11 protein-coding genes, 3 pseudogenes and 2 CRISPR repeat arrays are annotated in these 20,269 nt (G+C 71.5%); of the genes and pseudogenes, 4 read left to right on the forward strand and 10 right to left on the reverse strand.

The annotated features are described in order from the left end of the window. Positions 1-16: 16 nt before the first annotated feature. Genes BIV25_RS37335 through BIV25_RS37360 form a run of 6 tightly spaced genes read right to left on the reverse strand, consistent with a single transcriptional unit; the run spans position 17 to position 7,673 of the window. On the reverse strand, positions 17-2,779 hold the full coding sequence (locus BIV25_RS37335) for a hypothetical protein (RefSeq protein ID WP_071376977.1): 2,763 nt from the start codon (positions 2,777-2,779) through the stop codon (positions 17-19). A 5-nt stretch (positions 2,780-2,784) separates the two neighbouring features. Further along, on the reverse strand, positions 2,785-3,159 hold the full coding sequence (locus tag BIV25_RS37340) for a hypothetical protein (protein ID WP_071376978.1): 375 nt from the start codon (positions 3,157-3,159) through the stop codon (positions 2,785-2,787). Next, positions 3,156-5,846 carry an ATP-binding protein gene (locus BIV25_RS37345; RefSeq protein ID WP_071376979.1) on the reverse strand — a complete coding sequence of 897 codons (2,691 nt, stop codon included), beginning with the start codon at positions 5,844-5,846 and terminating at the stop codon, positions 3,156-3,158. The genes BIV25_RS37340 and BIV25_RS37345 overlap by 4 nt, the downstream gene beginning before the upstream one ends. Beyond that, positions 5,843-6,409: a hypothetical protein gene (locus tag BIV25_RS37350; RefSeq protein WP_071376980.1), complete on the reverse strand. Its 567-nt coding sequence runs from the start codon at positions 6,407-6,409 to the stop codon at positions 5,843-5,845. Before BIV25_RS37350 ends, BIV25_RS37345 begins: the two co-directional genes overlap by 4 nt. Next, positions 6,406-6,747, reverse strand: a complete 342-nt coding sequence (locus tag BIV25_RS37355) for a hypothetical protein (RefSeq protein ID WP_071376981.1) — start codon at positions 6,745-6,747, stop codon at positions 6,406-6,408. The genes BIV25_RS37350 and BIV25_RS37355 overlap by 4 nt, the downstream gene beginning before the upstream one ends. Next, positions 6,744-7,673: a conjugal transfer protein gene (locus BIV25_RS37360; RefSeq protein WP_071376982.1), complete on the reverse strand. Its 930-nt coding sequence runs from the start codon at positions 7,671-7,673 to the stop codon at positions 6,744-6,746. The genes BIV25_RS37355 and BIV25_RS37360 overlap by 4 nt, the downstream gene beginning before the upstream one ends. 727 nt (positions 7,674-8,400) lie before the next feature. On the opposite strand from BIV25_RS37360, the gene BIV25_RS37365 reads away from it, so the two are divergent. Together BIV25_RS37365 and BIV25_RS53555 are read left to right on the forward strand one after the other, a co-directional pair. Continuing rightward, entirely contained in the window at positions 8,401-9,861 is a 1,461-nt protein-coding gene (locus BIV25_RS37365; protein WP_071376983.1) for a hypothetical protein, read from the forward strand. Beyond that, entirely contained in the window at positions 9,858-11,315 is a 1,458-nt protein-coding gene (locus tag BIV25_RS53555; protein ID WP_256257063.1) for a hypothetical protein, read from the forward strand. Before BIV25_RS37365 ends, BIV25_RS53555 begins: the two co-directional genes overlap by 4 nt. Before the next feature lie 491 nt (positions 11,316-11,806). On the opposite strand, the pseudogene BIV25_RS37375 reads toward BIV25_RS53555, so the two are convergent. From BIV25_RS37375 to BIV25_RS37385, 3 genes and pseudogenes are all read right to left on the reverse strand, one after another. Then, a pseudogene (locus BIV25_RS37375) lies at positions 11,807-12,202 on the reverse strand (tetratricopeptide repeat protein); the annotation flags it as partial. Next, positions 12,203-14,001: direct repeats of the CRISPR family, unit length 29 nt; unit sequence GGGACCATCCCCGCGGGCGCGGGGACCAC. A gap of 34 nt (positions 14,002-14,035) precedes the next feature. Next, entirely contained in the window at positions 14,036-14,389 is a 354-nt protein-coding gene (locus BIV25_RS37380) for a hypothetical protein (RefSeq protein ID WP_071376984.1), read from the reverse strand. Further along, positions 14,386-15,309, reverse strand: a pseudogene (locus BIV25_RS37385) (IS256 family transposase); the annotation flags it as partial. The pseudogene BIV25_RS37385 and the gene BIV25_RS37380, both read right to left, overlap by 4 nt. 193 nt (positions 15,310-15,502) lie before the next feature. Beyond that, positions 15,503-16,561: a CRISPR direct-repeat array (repeat unit 29 nt; unit sequence GGGACCAACCCCGCGTGCGCGGGGACCAC). Positions 16,562-17,010: 449 nt separating this feature from the next. Here BIV25_RS37385 and BIV25_RS37390 point away from each other — a divergent pair. Next, positions 17,011-17,550 (forward strand): winged helix-turn-helix domain-containing protein, encoded by a 540-nt coding sequence (locus BIV25_RS37390; protein WP_071376985.1) that lies wholly within the window; start codon positions 17,011-17,013, stop codon positions 17,548-17,550. After that, positions 17,547-17,909 (forward strand): annotated as a pseudogene (locus tag BIV25_RS37395) (transposase); the annotation flags it as partial. The gene BIV25_RS37390 and the pseudogene BIV25_RS37395, both read left to right, overlap by 4 nt. Positions 17,910-17,953: 44 nt before the next feature. Here the strand turns inward: BIV25_RS37395 and BIV25_RS37400 are convergent. After that, positions 17,954-20,119, reverse strand: a complete 2,166-nt coding sequence (locus BIV25_RS37400; RefSeq protein WP_071377005.1) for a recombinase family protein — start codon at positions 20,117-20,119, stop codon at positions 17,954-17,956. Positions 20,120-20,269: the final 150 nt, after the last annotated feature.

Below are 20,269 nucleotides of genomic sequence, written 5' to 3' on the forward strand. Positions count from 1 at the left end.
CGGCGCCGGCTGGATCTCACTCGCCCTCACCGCCGTCGCCGCGCCGCTGGTCACGCTGGCGGCGAAGCCGGTCGGCGTCGGCCTGGGTCCTGCGCATCAGCTCCTGGAACCGGGCCCGCGCCTCGCCACGGGTGCTGCTGGTGGCGCCTGCGCCTCCCGGCAGGACCGGCCTGGGCCCGCCCCCGGTCGGTCCCGCCGGGCGCCGGGGCGTACCACCGCCGAACCGCGTCGGGGGAGCCGGCGGGGCAGGTGGGGCCGGAGGGGCTGGCGGCGGGGTGCCGGATCCGGGCGCAGGGGTGGGTGCCGGCGGGTTCGGCCGTCCGCGGCCCGGGCTGCCGGAGGAGCCGGCCGGCCGCGGAGCCGGTGCCGGACGGGCGGGCAGGCGCCGGCCGGTGAAGGGGCCCATCCCGCCGGCGTCGTCGCCTTCCCGCACGGCCCGGGCCACATCGCGCCCCCTGTCCCCCCAGACGCGGGCGTCCTCGCGGACGGTGTTGCCCCAAACCCGCACCTGCTGGCGGGCGTCGTGGGAGTACCGTGAGCCCGCCGCACGGGTGCGCCGTGCATTTTCCGGCAGGCCGACGGTGGCTCCGTAGGCGATGCGGCCGCCACGGTGGAGGATGCGGTAGCCGCGGAAGCGGATGAGCCGGTTGTGGGCCCGGGTGGACAGCAGGGTTCGGTCGCTGTTCTGGTCGTGCAGCACCCGGCCGGTGTTGCGGTCCACGATCTGGCCCTCGTCGTTGCGGTACCGGTCGGGCGGGCCACCGGGCCGGCGCGGCCGGCCGCCGCCCGGACCGCCGTTGCCTCCGTCCGGGCCGCCGCCTGAGTTTGGATCCCCGCCGGCGGTGGGCTTGCGCCACTTGGCCAACTGCTCCCGGTCCGGGCGGCGTCCGATCAGCAGCCAGTGCGCACCCTTCAGGCCGAGTCGTGTCCCGAGCCCGCCCACGGCGGCCGCTGCGGTCAGCGGTGCGAGCCCGCGCCCGGCCTCGGCGGTGGCGTCCGCGAGCATCCGGCCGGTGTCCACCGGCATCCCCGCCCCGTCGACCATCGAGGTGAGTGCGCCCATCAGCCGCTGCCGGGTGCCGAGCATCCCGAACCTTCCACCACCACCGCCGCCGCCGGTGAAGGCGCGCAGACCGCTGCCGTATCCGCCGAGCGCGGCGGGGGAGTTCATGGCGAGCGCGGCGCCGAGCTCGGAAGTGTCCCCGGGCATGTGGGTGCCGCCGACCTTGGCGTAGCGCATCCGCATCGCCATGCTCCGGCCGAAGGACGCGATGCCGGCCAGGAGCCTTCGGTGCCCGGCCGCCCCGGCGATGGCGAGGACGTCGATGAGGAGGATCCGCTCGACCATCAGGTCGGGGCCGTTGGTGATGGTGGCATCCACGGCGATCCCGAAGAACGGTACGAAGGCACAGACCGCGACCACGGCCAGGACCGCGATCCCCCACACCGACAGCCACTTCCACACCGTCTGGCGCGGCGGGCCGGGCAGCATGGCCGCGATGAAGGCGACGCCGCCGGCCGCTGCTGCTCCGACGCACACGCCCTGGGTGCCGAGGAGGACGATGGCACTGCTGAGGAGCATGCCGCAGATGAACAAGGCGGCGATCAGCAGCAGGAAGGTCCCGCCGACCCGCCACCAGGTGGGCTTTTGGGCGTAGTCGGCGCAGGCCTGGCCGACCGGCCCGGCCTTCTTCATGTCCGCCAGGAAGGCGGCGAAGGACCGGTCCTCGTCGGTGACGATCGCGTTGGGGGAGTTCAGCAGATCGCCCCCGGCGGTGAGGGAGGGCAGGTCGTCGTCGTTGCTCGTGCGGCTGGCTCTGCCGTCGATGGAGGCTTCGCAGTACTTCTTGGCCTCGCCCTTGATCCGGCTGCAGGTGTCCTTCGCCTCCTGCGAGGGATACGTCTTGGGCTGGTAGCCGCCGGTGATCCACTTGAGGTGGACCGCGTAGGCCTTGCGGTCAGAAGGCTTGGCCGGGTCGAGGATGCGCCCGTACTGAAGGAGCATGTACGGCTTGACGATCAGCGCGTTCGTGATGCTGTCCTGGATCGGGCGGGCCACCTGGGCGGCGGAGACCGGTCCCTCGCCCAGGTGCTGTTCGCACTTGATCTCGGCGTGGCCGGCCATGCCGTCGCACGGCCCCTTGCTGGCGATCTTCCCGCCCCAGTCGTAGGAGTTGACGCTCTCCTGGGCGACCTCGGCGGCCACCTGCTGGGACTGCCCCAACGGCCCGTCCTGGGCGAGCAGCGTGTCGGGGCGGATGAGGGCCGAGGCGGCGAACGCCCCGATCAACAGGGTGAGGAAGATTTCCCCCAGACCACGGCCGACCCGGCCCCGCACGATCATGAAACCGGCGAAGACGAACGCCCACGCGAGCAGCAGCCCCTTCAACCCCAGCCTGTCGACGACCACGTGGTTGTAGGTGTCGGCGACCTTCTGCGCGGGGCGGGTGAGGATCGTCAGCAGCGGGAACCGGAACGCCACCTCGATCGCCCACCCGGCCAGCCCGACCAGCAACTGGATCAGGGTGAACAGCCCGGACAGGGCGAACGCGAGGGCCTGGCTCTTGAAGGCGACGATGGAGCCGCCGTCGGCGTTCAGGTCGTACCCGCCGATCGGCACGCCCTCGGAAGAGGTGATGTTCAACGGGGAGAGCAGATCGCCGGTCTCGCCGTTGCTGCCGGCCGCGTAGACGACCTGGGTGTTGACTATGAGGAAGACCCCGGTGAGCAGCACCAGGAATCCGGCGGTTCGCAGGGTGCCGCGGTCTGGGCGGAACATCGTCGTTAGCCCCGCTTCTGCCCGGCCGTGCGGCGACTGCTGCGCCATAGCACGAGCGCGGCCACCCCGGCTCCGGCCGGCACCAGCCGCCAGGCCGCCCCTGCGTGATGGTTTCCCGGCTCGGGGGTGGCGTTGCCGCGCTCGCAGTACGCCTTGGCGCGGCCCACGATCGCCGCGCACGGGTCGTGATGGCCGGCCTGGCCGACGTGGGCGTGGGCGTCGGCGGCGAAGGCCTGCCCGGTCTGCGGCCACCACGAATCCGGCAGGCCGACCGAGACGGCCAGCATCAGCACGCCGGCGGTCACAGCGGCGACGGCCAGGACGCTGAACGCCGCGGCGATGCGCCGGGAACGGGACGGGGCGAAAGACGACGTGGTCACGAGACGTGTTCCTTCGGACGGGCATCGCCGGTCGGCCCGGCGACGGGCTCGGGCGTGGGGGTCGAGGCGGTGCTGGTGCGTCGTCCCGGTGTGGTGGTGATGGAGGACTTGATGCGTGCGATGCGGGGGATGACGGCCTTGACGCGGCCGGTGTTCTGCCTCGGGCAGGTCAGCAGGAACTCGCCCTCGCGGCCCCTCTGCCCGACCGGGGACAGGCCGGTGGTCACCAGCCGCACGAGGTCCGGGTTGCCCGGGTCGAGCCCGACGAACTCCAGGCCGCGGCGGGCGCGTTCACGGTCCGCGGTGCGGGCCAGTGCGCGGTAGGCCATCAGCCCGCGGTCCGGGCCGAGTTCCTCGGCATCGTGCGAACCGGCGATGAGGCCGGCACCGTGCTTGCGGCCGTCGTGGAGAATCTCGTGAACCAGGGCGGTGCCCTCGGCCGAGCTGGTCAGCCAGTACAGCTCGTCCGCCACGACCGCGGTGAACCGCTCGGGGTCCTCGAACGCCGTCTGCCGGGCGAGCGCGGCGATCAGGTAGAGCACCGCACGGCCGATCAGCGCTTCCAGCGGCTGCTGATGCAGGACCTCCGGGTTGGCGAACGCAGCCTTCGGCGGCAGTTTCAGACCCGTGGTCGTGATCACGATCATGTCCGAGGCGCTGGAGGCGTCCAGCCGCACCGGCGGCAATGCTGGGTCGAACACCATCGCCGCGAGCGGGTTGGTGGCCACGACGCGGATGAGACCGGCCAGGGTGGCAGCCGCATCCTGCCGCTTGCCCGCCTCGCGGCCGGCCATGTCTTCCAGGACCTCCAGCACGCGGTGCATCGACGGCTGGTCGCCGGCGGCTGCCTTCTCGACAGCGTGATGCAGGACTTCGCCGTTGGTGCTCATCGGGCCGATGCCGAGCTGCAGGGTGAGGTAGGACAGGGCGTAGTGGCGGCCCTCGGAGCCGTCGAACATCCGCAACGGGTCGATCGACACCTCCGCCTTGGCGGCGTCGATGATCTGGCAGCGGTCCTTCGCGGCGCTGCGGGCGAAGGTGGCCCACTCGCGTACCGGGGTGCGGTCGATACAGATCGCGCAGCCCCCGCGCGCCCACACCGCCTCCGACACCAGCTTCTGCAAAACACTCTTGCCCGCGCCCAGGTCCCCGACGATGCCCATGGACGCCGACGCATCCACCTTGGGAGCGTCCGCAACGTTGATCATCACGGGGCGGGAGGTGCCGCTGTCCAGGTCGAGCCCGAGGAACATCCCGTTCGGGTCGCCGACCTCGCCCACGGTGAAGGCACCGCCCAGGGCCCAGTCCTCCGAGACCTGGTGCTGCGTGAACTCCCGCACCACACCCGGGCGTACCGTGCCGGGCAGGCCGAGCGTGAACAGCGCCTCCTGCAGGCCGGCCGGGCGCACCGCCCGGTAGTCGGCGCCGCCGAGCAGCGCCGCCAGGGCCCGCGCCCGGGCGTCGCACACGGCGGCGGTCGGCCCCCACACGGTCAGCACGGTCACCGACTGCACCTCGACCTCGACGGACGTCCGCGACAGACGGGCATCCAGCTCACCCAGATCACGGGCGGCATCGGTCAGTGAGGCGGGCATGCCGGTGGGGCGGGCGTCGTACTGGTCGGCCTGGTCGATCAGTTCGTTCTTCTTGCGCCGAACCTGGTCGCGGGCCTTCTCCGCCGGGACCAGGGTGAGATCGACGGTGTAGTCGACGGGGAAGTCCAGCGTCTCCAGCTGGGCGAACAGGTCGGCGGCATCCTGGCTGACGGCGGGAGGGCACTCGGCCAGGGCGAGCTGGGCCTGGTAGCCGACACCGGCGTCGGTTTCGACCTGCAGCCAGCGCCGCCCCAGCGGGGAGCCGGTGTTCAGCCGCCACCAGGCCTTGCGGCCCGACCGCGTGATCCGGCCCGCGCTCTTGAGCTCCTCGACGTCGTCGAGTTCCGGGTCGATACCGCCCTCCTGCAGACGGACCTGTCCGAGATCGGCGTAACTGGGAGAACGCAGCACCCCCTCGTGGATCCGGCCGTCGTACAGCTCGCTGGTCTCGGCCTCGGCGAGCAGCGGCTCCGCCAGCCCGCGGTGCAGGGCGTGCTGGACCATCCACACGACCTCCGCCGGACGGGCCGGGCGGAAGGCGAGACCTCCGGCGAGCGCGGCCTCCACCCGCGAGGCCTGCTCGCGGTAGGCACTCACCTCGCGCCGTGCCACCGGCACCGGCTGCATGCCCAGCAGCGGGGACAACTCGGCCCACGCCGCACCGAGGGACGCCGACACCTGTAGCCCGGCCGCCTCGGCCTTCAGAGGCACGGCCAGCCACAGGGTGCGGCGGTGCATCTCCTGCTCGTCCAGCAGATCCAGGGTGGCCTCGACGTTCTCCACCCACGGATGCCGGCCCACGCCCGGCACCTCGGTCGGCTCGATGCCCTCGATCATCTTCAGGGCGACCTCACCCGGGTCGAGCTGCGCGCACAGACCGAACAACCGCGGTGCCCCGGACAGCGACCGCACCAAATGCGTGATCTTGGCGAGCTGTTCGTCGCGGACCGCCGCGGGCACGTAGGTGCCCTGGACGGTCTCCTCGAGTTGTCCGTGTGCGTCCGGGCCGGGGTGCAGGCGGTAGATCGCCCACACACCACCCTGGGCCGACCACACCAGGTGCCCGGCGATGTGACGGATCGGAACCCTCACCGCGCACCCCCCTGCCCGACGGACGCGAGCAGCTGCTGCACACCCGAGACCGGCATCGCCGCCGCGGGAGCAGTAGGTGCGCTGCGGCGGCGCACTGACTTGCGGACTCGCGTGGACGTGCGGCCTGTCGCGGGGTGCGGGTGCGGCGTCTGCGTCGCATGGGACGGTGCGGGTTCCGGCACGGGTGCGCCTTCGATCGTGAAGCCGCCAAGCAGCGGCCTGGGTCCGCGGTCGCGGGCGGCCCGCCCGCCGATCCGTCCTCCTCGTGGCTGCCAGCCCAGCAGCACCCAGCCCACAGCGGCCTGCATCGGGGCCCGGCCCCGGATCTTCGGCCGGCGCACCGCCCAGATGGCCAGGATCCACGCGATGGGGGGAACCGGCCCCATCCACGACCACCAGCTGATCGTCTTGACCAGAAGGAAGCCGCCGCCGACGGCGACCGCGATCTGCGCGGGGGTGTAAGGGCCAAGGGGGATCTTCCAGTCGGCGACCTTGCCCAGCACCCACGGATGGCGGCGCGCTGCGGTGTAGAAGCGGCCCACCCGGCCGACGGCCGCGCTCACAGCCAGCCCCCGACGCCTGGTGCGTGGTCATGGTGGACGGGGAGCTGTGACGTCACGACGCCGGGGACGGCAGCTGCGCCCTTGGACGGGTTCTTCACCTCGTTCTCGAACATCGACGCCAGGTCGTTGCGTGAGTTGTACAGACCGAGGGCGATCACCATCAGCAGCAGGGCGCCGATCCCGGCCTTGAGGCTGAACCGCTGGATCATGATCACGACGACGAGGCAGACCAGACCGGCCTGCAGGCCCTTGGTCGCCCAGTCCCTGAACATTGTGATCCACGAGTTGCCGAGGTCGTTCAACTGCCCGGCGAGGATCACGCTGTGCACGGCGTTCATCGGGCACCGCCGTCCTGGGTGGTGCCGGACTGGAGCGCGGCGATCTCCCACCGGCCCGAGCGGGCCCGGAGCGTGAGTTCGTAGGCCAGCGGCCACCGCCCGCCGCTGTCCCGGGCCTCAACCTGGGCCAGGACACGCACCGTCGTGCCGTCCCCCGGCACTTGCCCGGCGGCCGCCGCCTGTTCGACGGCGGACACCTGCTGGACGGAGACGGCCGTGTAGGGGGCCGGGGAGACGGCCGGCAGGTTCACGCCGGGCGCGAGGAAGCGATCGACCTCCCCGGCACCGGTCAGATAAGCGGCCAGGAACTGGCCGACTGCAGTGGACAGATCACCGTCGGGGACGCCCACCCCGTACGGCGACGCCGGCACCGCGGCCCGGCCGGGGCCGGCCACCACGCCGGGCGCACCGGTCACGGTGAACGAGGCGCCGTCGCGTCCGGCGGCCACCGGCACCGTGTAATAGCGCACCGAGCCGTCGGCGTACTGCGCAGCCACCGTCACCAACCAGCCGCCGCTCCCGCTCTGCGCACTGCGCACCGCCGTGACGGACTGCGGACCGGACTGCGCATCGGCGGCCGGGGTGGGAAGGTCGACGTCCGGCGCGAGTGACTGCGCAAGCCGCGCCTGCGCAGTGGTCGCGTCGTCGGCGCTGCTGCGCAGCCACGCGCTGACGAACAGTTGCGCATAGCCGCCCGGGTCGGCGGCCGCGGCGGTGCGCACGGTGGTCGGCTTGGCCTCGGTGGCCGCCTGGACCGTGGTCGGGGTGGAGGCAATGGCGACGCACAGGGCGATGGGGCCGGCCGCGATCACGGTCCAGACCGCTACGCGTGAGAGGCGTACGCGGCGCCGCATCGCCTGAAGGGCCACGCCGGCCGCCATCGGAGCACCAGCCTGGCTCTCGGAGGCCTGCATGCCAGGGGACATGGTCAAACTCCCAGGTCGGAACGTGTACTTGCTGACCTTGAGAAAACCCGCCGCCCCCGACCCGACCACCGACCACGGGACCCCGACCACGGTCACGATGCGGCCACGAAGTCCATGGTCTGGCCCATGGTCGCCCCGACCACGGCCCCGACCACGGGCTGACAGTGAGGGGTGCTCGCGGTACGGCCGAGGACCGCCGCATGACCACACGCCGGGCCGCACCCCGCGCACCGGGGAGCCGGCCACCCGCGCCCGCAACAGGCACGTGCGCGGTGGAGCGGGACGGGCGCACGAGAAGACCGGGGCACCACCAGAGGGACTGCGCAGCCCCTGCGATCCGATGCGCAGAGTCCTTGCGAGAACCCCCGGCGGGTTGCGCAACGGCACCGCACAACCCGATGCGCACGATCCTCGACTCGTTGCGCAGCCTGATTGCGCACGGCCCGTTGGCGGCTGCGCACTCGGGCTGCGCAACGGCTGCGCACCCTGGCCGAGGGCGCGTGGTCGGCCCGACCACGAGAGCGACCATGGCAGCTCGACGGCTGCCGTTGCCGGATCGTGACCGATGGTCGGGGCTCGTGGCCGCCGGCGTGGTCGGGGCCGGCGGGTGACCTGAAGGCATGGAACACACGCCCTCCCGCGCACCCAGAACCGTCGGCCGCCTCACCCCGGCCGTCTGGGAGCGCCCCTTCGGCTACCGCGTGCGCCCCGTACCGGAGGCGCGGCGATGAGCGGCTTCGGGGCGGGGATCCGGCGCGGGGTGATGGCGGCCGATCAGTTCACCCAGATCGCCAACGGCCTGTTCCGCGATGCCCGGTTGTCCTTCAAGGCGAAGGGCTTGTTCGGCTACATCAGCACCCATGCAACTGGCTGGCAGGTGACGGTCGCCGACCTCATGAGAGCCGGGCCCGACGGGCGCGACGCCGTACGCGCCGCCCTGAGCGAACTGCAGCGCCACGGCTACCTCATTCGCGAACAGCTCCGGCACGACAACGGGACGCTCGGCGAGATCGTCTACTCGATCACGGACCGACCGGCTGTCATGGACGCCGACCTCGTCCAGGCGGCGCGTACGTTCGCTTCCGTTCCGGCCGGCGCGGCGATGAGCGGCTTCGGGGCGGGGATCCGGCGCGGGGTGATGGCGGCCGATCAGTTCACCCAGATCGCCAACGGCCTGTTCCGCGATGCCCGGTTGTCCTTCAAGGCGAAGGGCTTGTTCGGACTTATCAGCACGCACCGGGACGGCTGGCGGATGACCGTCACCGACCTGGCGCGCCGCGGCCGCGACGGCGAGGCAGCCGTGAAGAGCGGGCTCAAGGAGCTTCAGAGGCACGGCTTCCTGCTCAGGGAACGCGAGCGCAACTCGGACGGCACCCTCGGCGCGGCCGCGTACTTCATCACCGACCTGCCCAGCCTGCAAAACAGCAGGTCGCAACCGATGTCGGGTTTTCCACCGGTGGATAACCCGACGTCGGTCAATCGCCCCACTAAGAACACCAAGAGAAAGAAGACCAACAAGCAGAACACCAGTCCCCTCCGTCCGTGCCTGAGCGAAGCGACGCGGGCGTCTGGACGGACGGACGGGCCGGATACCCCGAAGCCCCAACCGGCCGTGCCGGCCGTGCCGACGGCAGATGAGATGCACCCGGGGATCCAACTGCTGCTCGAGATCGGAGCGGCTCGCCCCGAACTCCTCCTGACCGGACAGGCGCTGACCCACCAGGGCCGCGTCGTGACCGTGATGCTGGAAGTCGGCTGGAGCAGCGAGCAGCTGCGTCACGTCATCGCCGGCCGACCGCTGCCGACACCGGTACGCACCTCCGTCGGGGCGATCATCGCCGCCCGGCTCCGCGCCGCCCAGGCCTACCCGCCACCCGCCACCGCCGCCGGCCCGCATGATGCGCCCTCGCATCGGGAGCCGTTCGAGCCACCAGCCCGCCAGCCGTCGGCGGCCCCGGCCGCCCGCACCGTGAGCGACGCCCTCACTTACCGGGCCCTCGTCGAATGCTCCGGCTGCGGCTGCCCCGGGACCGCCCCCGGCGAAGACCTCTGTCCGGCCTGCCTGGGCTGGCCGCTGTGCCGCACCTGCCCGGGCCCCACACGCAAGCGCGCCCATCCCGATGGCGACGGCCGCTGCACCACCTGCGCCTCCGCCTTCACGGACCCACCGGAAGGAAGCAGCCCGTGACTCATACCGTCCCCAGCACACCGCCGGCTGAAGCCGCGCACCACGACCGCCCCTTCGCCCAAGACCCGGGGCGTTGGACGCAAGCACACTCACGTGCCCTGCGCACCGGCCACGTCCCCGACCACACCTGCTCGACGGCGTGCGAACCCGTGCTCGTCCACGAACGCACCCTATGGGGCTGGCTCGCCTGGACCATCCCCGGCGACGGCAGCCGGCCCGAGACCCCCCACCAGATCGGGGTGCTCACCCCGGGCGCCACCCGTGCACAGCGCTGGGCCGGGCGCTGGCTGACGCGGCGTCCCGCCCGGCGCATCGCCCTGTTCCGCCTGCCCGGATCCGTCCGCCTGTCCACGGCAGCCGTTGCCCTCCTCAGCCTGCTCACTGGCCTGTTCGCCATCGGCCACGGAACTCCCACCGACACCGCGCTACCCGCAATGGCACTCGCACCACTGCTCACCGAACACGTGCCCCAACGCCTGGACGCCCGGGCCCGCGAACACGTCCGCACCGGCCAAGACCCGGCTGCCTGCCGCTACCTGCAGCGCCTGGCGTCCCTGCAGACCTCGCTCGTCCAGGCCGCCGCCGGCAGCGACCGCTACGAGCTGCGCCGCTCGGCCGAGATCGGCCACAACCTGCTGTGGGAGGCCGCGGGTCTGCTCCAGACCCACGACACCCGGGCGGTCTCCGACGCCCTCATTCTCCGAGAACGGCTGATGGTCCAACTCGGCCACCAGGTGACCCAGATCAACACCGCCGCTGAGAACGCCGAGAACGGCACCACGGACGAGGACCAGACCCGCGAGCCAGAGCGGCCTCTGGGCCCGTACCCGCCGCACGGCCAGCCGACGGCGCCTTCCCCCACGCCCGGCACCCCACTACCGAAGGGAACCGTACTCATGCCCCAGCCCGAGACCAGCCCGGCCGACCGCACCCCAGACGTCTACCTCCTCTTCGCACACGAGGCGTACTACCCGGCCGCCGCCCAGGAGATCAACACCACCGTCGTGGCCGCCGCCTCCCTGCTGCACCCCCAGGTGCGCCAGCCCGACGGCGCCCGCATCCACGACCTCCTCACCCGCGGCCGCAGGCCGGGCGAGATCATCCCGCTGGCCACCCTCACCCACGAACTGGGCGGAGGTGCCGACTGGCCGGAAGTCGGTGACTGGGAGCGCGTCACCACCGACCTGGTCCAACTCGTCCGTGCAGGCCGGTGCGACGCCCTCAGCCTCGGCCTGCCCGAAATCGCGCGTGCCCTCGTCTGCACCGGCCCGCACAGCCACGTACGCGCCTACGATGCCGCGGCCGACGACTTCATCGTCTACGGGTCCGCCGAGCGGGCCGCAGTGCTGACCGAGGTCGGAACCTTCCTCGCCAGCCTCGTGACCGAACAGGATCTTTGGCCCGGCGACGGCCTGCTGGCCCCACTCGCCCGGACCGGTCAGGAAACCAGGTGATTTCACGCATCCGAACAACCGGCCTCGTGTGAAAGGGGAGTCCAAATGCTCATCGGATTCGAAGGCCGGGCGGTGTGGGCCGATCTTCGGCGTCTGCTCCACCGGCTCGCGCAGAGAACCCGATATCACAGGCGGTCCGTACGCTGAGTCCGCGGATCTGAATGCGCAGGAAGCCGCCGCATGGATCGATGAGGCCCAGGCAGCACTCGACTACGGACACGGCCGTACCGCCGTGCGCTACCTGCGCCACGCTCTCACTCGTGCCAGGCGCTGTCGAAGCGGTCCACGGCGCAGGCACCCCCTCCGGGTTGCACGCGATCTGCCAGCGTGTGGTTGAGGCCGACCAGATGGGTGGACTGTTCCACGGTCCCCCGCTCAAGGCCTGAAGCATCTGCTGGTGGAGGCAGCACGGCGCCCCAGGCAATCGCCTGGGGCGCCGTGCGTTTCGTTCCTACTGCGTAGGAGGCATGCTCACTGGGACGGTGCTGCCGTCACGCCCGGGCGGCGATGCGCTCGCCGAGATCGGCGGCGGCAGGGCTGTCGGGGATGGACGGCAGACGGGCTGCGATGTTGGTCAGTCCGTCATGGATGCGTACGGACTGTACGCCGGCGGCGCAGTCGAGGAACTCGCTCCAGGTGGCGAGGGCGGTCTCGGTGTTGCCGCGCTTGAGCTGGACGTGCCCGAGGTCGGCGAGCACGATCGCCCGGGTCCTCTTGCGGTCCAGGCCGTGGATGTCCAGCGCCAGGTGCCAATGCTCCTCCGCTGCGGTGAGGTCACCGAGCTTGGCGTGGATCATGCCGGACTCGTGCGCCCACCGGCCGTGGCTGTAGTGGCTCGCCCAGGACTGGCCGGGCCGTGCAGGGGCGTGTTCGATCGCGGCCTGCGCGGGACCACCTCCGCAGGCGCGGGGACCACCGAGGCGCTCGATCCGGCGGGCGCTGCGCACCAGGACCACCCTCGCAGGCGCGGGGACCACTCAGCGGCGAAAGCCCGGACGTCGGCGGGCCGGGGACCACCCCCGCAGGCGGGGGAACCACATCCGCTCAGCTAGATGCCCGATGTACTGCTTGGGACCACCCCCGCAGGCGCGGGGGCCACTCGACAGTCCGCACGGACGGCCGCTTCCCGGCGGGACCACCCCCCCGCGGGCGCGGGGACCACGAGGAGGCGCAGCGGGGCCGGCGGCTCGCCCTGGGACCATCCCCGCGGGCGCGGGGACCACCACCGCCGTCACGACGCAGCCCCCGCCCCGCCGGGACCATCCCCGCGGGCGCGGGGACCACGTGGTCGAGCTGGAGAGCCGGGACGTGGAGGTGGGACCATCCCCGCGGGCGCGGGGACCACTCTCTTTCCTCTCTCTCAGTGGCGGGCGGCGGGGGACCATCCCCGCGGGCGCGGGGACCACTCACCGAGGGGCCGACCGTTGACCGCCAGGAGGGGACCATCCCCGCGGGCGCGGGGACCACCCGTTCCTGTTCGCCATCACCACATTGATGGTGGGACCATCCCCGCGGGCGCGGGGACCACTCTGGTGGGAATTCTCGAAGGTCATGCGGTCTGGGACCATCCCCGCGGGCGCGGGGACCACGACGGCTCCACCTACCGGTGGTGGCTCAAGCAGGGACCATCCCCGCGGGCGCGGGGACCACGCCCTCGGGTTGGCGGGGGAGCAGCAGCCGGCGGGACCATCCCCGCGGGCGCGGGGACCACAAGAAGGGCAACGACGACGTCAAGTCCGTGATGGGACCATCCCCGCGGGCGCGGGGACCACCCCACGTTCGGCGCGTCCCCCGAATACACCTCGGGACCATCCCCGCTGGCGCGGGGACCACGGGAGAGGCGCGCGACGCCATCGGAGACACGGGGGACCATCCCCGCGGGCGCGGGGACCACGTCTTGTGCAGCCACGCCAGGAGCTGGGCGGCGGGACCATCCCCGCGGGCGCGGGGACCACCTCTACAAGCGGGCGCACCGCCTGTACACGGAGGGACCATCCCCGCGGGCGCGGGGACCACTGGGAATTTGTTTCAGGTGTGGAGCGTCCGCCGGGACCATCCCCGCGGGCGCGGGGACCACGTCGGCGCACCGACCGGCTTCCGCAACGCGTCGGGACCAACCCCGCGTGCGCGGGGACCGCGGAACGCAGCGGCCGGCCGGCTTCCCGCGCGAGGGACCAATCCCGCGTATGCGGGGACCACAGCCCTTTCCTGCGGCTTCGGGCCGCGCCTCGGGGACCAACCCCGCGTGCGCGGGGACCACAAGTGAGCGTGCTCCGAACCGCCGGCGAGCACGGGACCAACCCCGCGTGCGGGGACCACGCGGTACCGGCGGCCCAGGCCGGGACGATCCAGGGACCAACCCCGCGTGCGCGGGGACCACGCCATGGACCGCCAGAGCGGCGAGCGCCGCGAGGGACCAACCCTGCGTGCGCGGGGACCACTCCTCGACCATTTCCTCGAATGTGCACGTCGGGGGACCAACCCCGCGTGCTCGGGGACCACGACCGGGGCCACGGCCGGGACGTAGGCCTCAGGGGACCAACCCCGCGTGCGCGGGGACCACTTCAAGGTAGGCATCCCGGTCCTGTGCGGCGTGGGACCAACCCAGCGTGCGCGGGGACCACACGGTGAGGTTGTTCTGCGCGTCGGCCATTCAGGGACCAACCCCGCGTGCGCGGGGACCACAGAGGAATAGTCAAAACCTGTGGATCCGGTGTAAGTCAGGGGTAGCGCGGGAGTCCGCCGAGATCCGGGAGCTCGTCTTCGAAGTCGCAGGCGGCAACGGCGTCGTAGCCGCGGTTCCAGGCCGCCTTGAGGAGTCGTGACACTGCCTCGACGAGCGCGGGTCCGGGTTCGTCGGTTTCCGCCTCGATGGTGAACGGCCACCCGATGAAGTCGTCGGCCAGCCCGACGTCCGGGTTGTGCCGGATCTCGAAGACCATCTGGCCCGCCCGGACCGTGTAGTGATCGTCGGCCTGGCCTCCGACAGCCGCCGCGACGAGCTCCGTCACGGACGGGTGGTGACCGCCTCGCAGGTAGATCTGGCAGCTGCCGTAGTCGTTCGGCCCGGTCACGCGACCTGCTCCTGGCGCTCGACCAGGACGCCGTTCTCGAACCGGGCGCCGCGCGGACCAAGGGCACGAGGTGGGCGCCGGTGATCGCGCGCCATCGGGCCTGCGCAGACTCCACCAGCTTGAACACCATCGCTAGTGCTGCAGCCGGGCTGCCCGCGCCGCGGGTGACCTTGGTGCGGAGCTTGACCGTGGAGAACGTGGACTCGATCGGGTTCGTGGTCCGCAGGTGGATCCAGTGCTCCGCCGGGAAATCGTAGAACGCCAGCAACTCCACGGCGTCGTCGGTGATCTTCGCGACGGCCTTGGGCCACTTCGCGCCGTAGGTCCTCGCGAACGCCTCGATCGCCTTCTCGGCATGCGCGCGGCCCTCGGCGTTGTAGATCTCCTGCATGGCTCTCGTCGCGCCAGAGTGCGCGGACTTCGGAAAGGAGTTCGACACAGGCTTTGTGAACCCAGCACCTTTGATGCCTCACGGCGGGGAACACCTCGGCCAGCGCCTTCCACAGCCCCATCGCAGCGTCGCCGACCACCAGCTCCGGGGCGCGCATGCCGCGCCGGCGGCAGTCGCGCAGTAGGTCGGCCCACGACTCGGTGGACTCGCGCAGGCCCTCGGCCAGTGCGATCAGCTCCTTGGTGCCGTCCAGGCGGACGCCGAGCAGGACCAGGATGCACGAGTGAGCCTGGCCGAGCCGGATCTTCGGGTGCACGCCGTCGGCCCACACGCACACGTAGTCGCGGTCCGACAGGTCCCGGTCGCAGAAGGCGGCGTGGTCGTCCTGCCACTGCCGGGTTAGCCGAGTCATCGTCGTCGGCGACAGGCCGGCCGCGCCGCCGAGGAACTGCTCCAGTGCCGGGACGAAATCCCCGGACGACAGGCCGTGCAGGTAGAGCAATGGCAGCACCTCGGAGATCGGACTGCTGGAGCCATCGTCGGTGACTACGCTGAGCACGGGCGTGCCTTCCCGACCCGCGCTGCGAACGCGGGCCTACTCGGTGACCATCACAGGATCATTCGGGAAGGTACGCCCTCCGCGTCCTTCCCGGAACCGATCCACAAGTCCTGAGCATTGCTCGGGACCACACCAGCGGCAAGACTAGGAACGACTCTGCGAAGGGACCAACCCCGCGTGCGCGGGGACCACGTGACGGCTCAGGCGGTCGGCGCCGAGCTGACGGGACCAACCCCGTGTGCGCGGGGACCACAGGGCGTTTCAGGCGGTGGAGGGCGGCAGCCAGGGACCAACCTCGCGTGCGCGGGGACCACCGGCCTGGTCGCCGAGCATCATGGCGTCCCAGGGGACCAACCCCGCGTACGCGGGGACCACTGAAAACCCTCGGCCTCGTCCGCTGCGGGACCAACCCCGCGTGCGCGGGGACCACTCCACGACCAGTTCGTTGCGAGCCTTCAGCGCGGGACCAACCCCGCGTGCGCGGGACCACGTCTACGCCGACGAAAACGAGGCCCTCGCCGCGGGACCAACCCCGCGTGCGCGGGGACCACCCCAGCTCGCTGGCCCCGAAGTTCATGTCCGCGGGACCAACCCCGGGTGCGCGGGGACCACACGTTCCCCTTCGCTTGGAGGCCGTCCACCCCGGGACCAACCCCGCGTGCGCGGGGACCACATCGCCGGTGAACGCGCCGCAGGCGCCCGGCGAGGACCAACCCCGCGTGCGCGGGGACCACAGCTCCAAGGAGTTCGAGAAGGTCCGCGCCGAGGGACCAACCCCGCGTGCGCGGGGACCACGTGCGGGTCCATGCCGCCGTCGCGGCGTTCGCGGGACCAACCCCGCGTGCGCGGGGACCACACGCTCCGGCAGATCGTCGTCGTGCATCAGTAGGGACCAACCCCGCGTGCGCGGGGACCACGCAAGCGTGAAGAAGCCGAACCGCCTGATGACGGGATCAACCCCGCGTGCGCGGGGACCACTCCTCCCGCTGCCACTGCTCAACCAGGGCACCGGGACCAACCCCGCGTGCGCGGGGACCACTGGCAGACCGGGCCGGCGCTCCCCACCGCCCTGGGACCAACCCCGCGTGCGCGGGGACCACAGCTCCAGCAGGTCCGGGGCGGCGGAGTCCTGGGGACCAACCCCGCGTGCGCGGGGACCACCCACCTACAGCGGCAGTACGGCCGTCGTGGACGGGACCAACCCCGCGTGCGCGGGGACCACAGGCCGTGAGCTGGGCATTTACGCGGTGCATGGGTGGATAGTCACCTCTTCCAAGGAAACGGACAATTCACCCTCTCGGTTATTCGGTCTGTTGGCAGGAAGAACGCGTGCCGTGTTCCCTACTTCGCCGAGCCTCCTCCACGCACCACGCTAATACTGCGACCCGCGAAGCTACTTGCTTCGGTCACCCCGCCACCTCGGCGGAGTCGATGAAGCAAGCACCCGGCCGCCTGGAAGCCGGGCTCTCGGCCGCGAGCGTTCTACATCGTTGCTCTGGCCAGGACCTCCAGCGCCCGCCACGGTTCGTCGGCCTGCACTGTGCCGTCCGGTCGATCGTCGCCTGTATAACGGCCGCACCTTCCACCGGCACGTCCGGTACATCTACTGACCTTTGCGGCGTGTTGTCGTTGGGGGCTGACGATGTGTGATCGTCGCGGTATGCCGGTTGTGTGAGATATCCGCAGGGTGGTGGGCTGACGCCTGAACGGCAGGCGTTTCGCGAGCGGATCCGGCTGGAGGCCGCGGAGCGGTTCGCTGTGGGTGCCTGCAGCGCCGAGGTCGCCAAGGACTTACGGGTGAGTGTGCGCTCGGTGCAGCGCTGGCGCCGGGCCTGGCAGGACGCGGGCACCCAGGGGCTGCAGTCCGCCGGGCCCGTGTCACGGCCCAAGCTGAGTGAGGCCCTGTTCATCGTGCTCGAGCAGGAGCTCGCCAAGGGGCCGGTCGCGCACGGCTGGCCGGACCAGACGTGGACGCTGGCGCGCATCAAGACGCTGATCGGGCGCCGGTTCCACAAGAGCATGACGCTGTCGGCGATCGCGAAGATGCTGCACCGGCATGGCTTCAGCCATCAGGTGCCGGCCCGCCGAGCCATCGAGCGCGACGAGGAGGCCGTGGCGGGCTGGGTGAAGGAGACCTGGCCGCAGGTGGAAGGTCCGTGGCGGCGCTCGACGCCTGGCTGTGCTTCGAAGACGAAGCCGGCTTCTCGATGACGCCGCCCACCGCACGGACCTGGGCCCGGCGCGGACGCACACCCGTCATCCGGGTGAGGGGACGCTCCCAGCGCCGCTTCTCCGTCGCCGCTCTGGCCTGCTACAAGCACGGTGAACGCTCACGGCTGATCTACCGGCCCAAGCGGCATCTCGATCACAAGCGCGGCGGCAGACGCAGTTTCACCTGGACCGACTACCGCGACCTGCTCATCGCCGCGCACCAGCAGCTCGGTGCACCCATCGTGCTCGTGTGGGACAACCTCAACGTCCACAAGGACCGCCGACTACGGGAGTTCATCGACACCCACGACTGGATCACCTGCTACTTCCTCCCGGCCTACGCACCGGACCTCACCCCGTCGAGATGTGCTTGCCGCACTGCGGGTCGCGTAGGTGCGATCTTTCATGATCCGTGTTCTCCTTGATCATTGGTGTTGTTGTGGTCCGGGATGTTGTTGATCCACCGGCGCCGCTTGCGGAGCCGGTCCGGAGTGCGGCGCAGTGCCTTGAGCCGCTCGATTTCATCGGGGTCGGCGGTGATGATCCAGCGATGTGGCGGGCGCTCGTCCTGCCGTCCGGTGACCCAGCCGCGCTGCAACCAACCGAACAGGGTGGCGGCGGGCATGTCGATCTCGCGGGCGAGCGTGGCGAGCCACCATTCGTGCACGCTCAGCGGGCCGTTGGCGGTGTGCCGGTCCGCCTCCAGTCCGGGGCGGATGCCGAGACGGCGGATCAGGTGCTGGATCTCGCCGGGGTTGAAGCGCGGGCTCTGCCGGGGCGGGCGTAGTCCCTCGGCGGCCAGCTCGTCGGCGATCTGGCCGGTCGTCAGCCCTCCCGCGGCCAGCGCGCGGATCCGCTCGACGAGACGGGGATAGTAGGAGAGTTGATCGACGCGGGCGACGGGACGGGTCAGATCGGCGTCGGTGCGAGCACCGCCGGCCCACACGATCGTGGCGTGGACCTGCTCGCTCGCTCCCCTCGCGGCCACCTCCACCCGTTCCACTACGCAGCGCAGCAGCCGCTTGCGGTCCGCGATGGTCGTCGACTTGGCGTGCCACAGCGTCGGGAGGTCGACGGCGAGAGCGCGGATCGCGGCCAGCTCGGCGGCCGACAGGTGGTCTGGCTGCTCGTGGCGGTAGTGCTCGTAGTCCTCGGCCAGAGCCGCCTGGGTCGCCAGCGCCTCCTCCCACTCCCGCTCCAGCTGCCGTACCACCAGGCGGTTTTCCGGTTCAGCGAGACGGTAGCAGCGGGCGGCCCGCTCCGCGGCGATCCCTGCGCGCTCCAGACGCTGCCGCCAGATGCGGTCCACCTCTGCGCGTCGGGCCTCGATATGGCGTGCGGCCTCGATCGACAGTTCCAGCGCGGATGGCGCCAGCGCCGCCAGGACCTTCTCGACGACGAAGGCGTCGAGGAAGCCGGCCGCCATCTGCTGACAGCGCGGCTCACCATAGGTGACCAGGCGGCGGGTGCAGCAGTAGCGCCCCGTCAGCCCCGCCTTGCTGCGTTCGTAGACCACCTGCAGTCGCTGCCCGCACAACGTGCATACCACCAGTCCGGCCAGCAGTGCCGGTCCCTCCCGCGGCGATCCCATACTCTCGGCGCGGGCCCGGTTGGCCGCCATCCGCGCCAGGTTCCGCTCGTACTGCTCGACGCTGATATAAGCCGGCAGCGCGTCCTCGATGCGCACCAGCCACTCGGATTCCCCCAGCCCGCGCGCCCGGCCGCTTTGCGGGCGGCCGGGCCGCCGCCGGGCGGGATCGGCGCGGCTGCGGCCATAGGCGTAGATGCCCGCATACGCCGGGTTGCGCAGCATGTTGATCAACCCCTGCTGGTGCGGGCGACGCCAGACCACCTCCCCCTTGTCCGGCCCCGACCGCTGCCGCATCCCGATCAGCACGCGGTGCTCCACCAGGAACCGCAACACCGCGTGCACCGTGCCCAACTGCTCAAACAGGTCCAGCACCAGGCGGACCACGGCGCGGATCTGCTCGTCCGGGTCAAGGGCGACCGTCCCGTCGGGGCGGCGGACATACCCGGCCGGCAGCGGCACGGCCAACTCCCCACGGGCGGCCTTCGCAAGCCTTCCCGCAGCCATCCGCTGCTTGATCAGGTGCAGCTCGACCTCGCTCATCGTGCCCTTCAGCCCGAGCAGCAACCGGTCGTTATAGCAGTTCGGATCGTAGACCCCGTCGACGTCCGCCAGCAGCGTCGACGTCAGCGAGCACAACTCGATCAACTGGTGCCAGTCCCGCCCGACGCGGGCCAGCCGCGACATCTCCAACCCCAGCACCACTCCCACCCGCCCCATGGTGATCTCGGTGACCAACCGGGCGAACCCTGGCCGCTCGAGCCCGCCAGCGGCCGAACGCCCCAAGTCCTCATCGATGACCAGCACACGCGAGCGCGACCAGCCGAGTATCACCGCCCGCTCGGCCAGCCCGTACTGCAGCCGCGTCGACTCGCCGTGGTCAACGACCTGCTGACGGGACGACTGACGGACATACACCACCGCGAGCCGGTCCCGGTGCCGGCCCTCGACCTTCCGCTCCACGCGCTCAGCGAACGACATCGTGCTCACCCCCGACGTCCGCTGCCGCCGCGCCGCCCGGACGGGCCGCCGCCCGATCCAGCAGCGTCACCAGCACCGCGAGCGTCTCGTGCCTGACCGCCGCGGGAAGCGACGTCCACAGACTTCCCGGACGCTCCGTCACCGTTCCTT

Source organism: Streptomyces sp. MUSC 14, from assembly GCF_001866675.1.
In the GTDB taxonomy this organism is placed as follows: Bacteria; Actinomycetota; Actinomycetes; order Streptomycetales; family Streptomycetaceae; genus Streptomyces.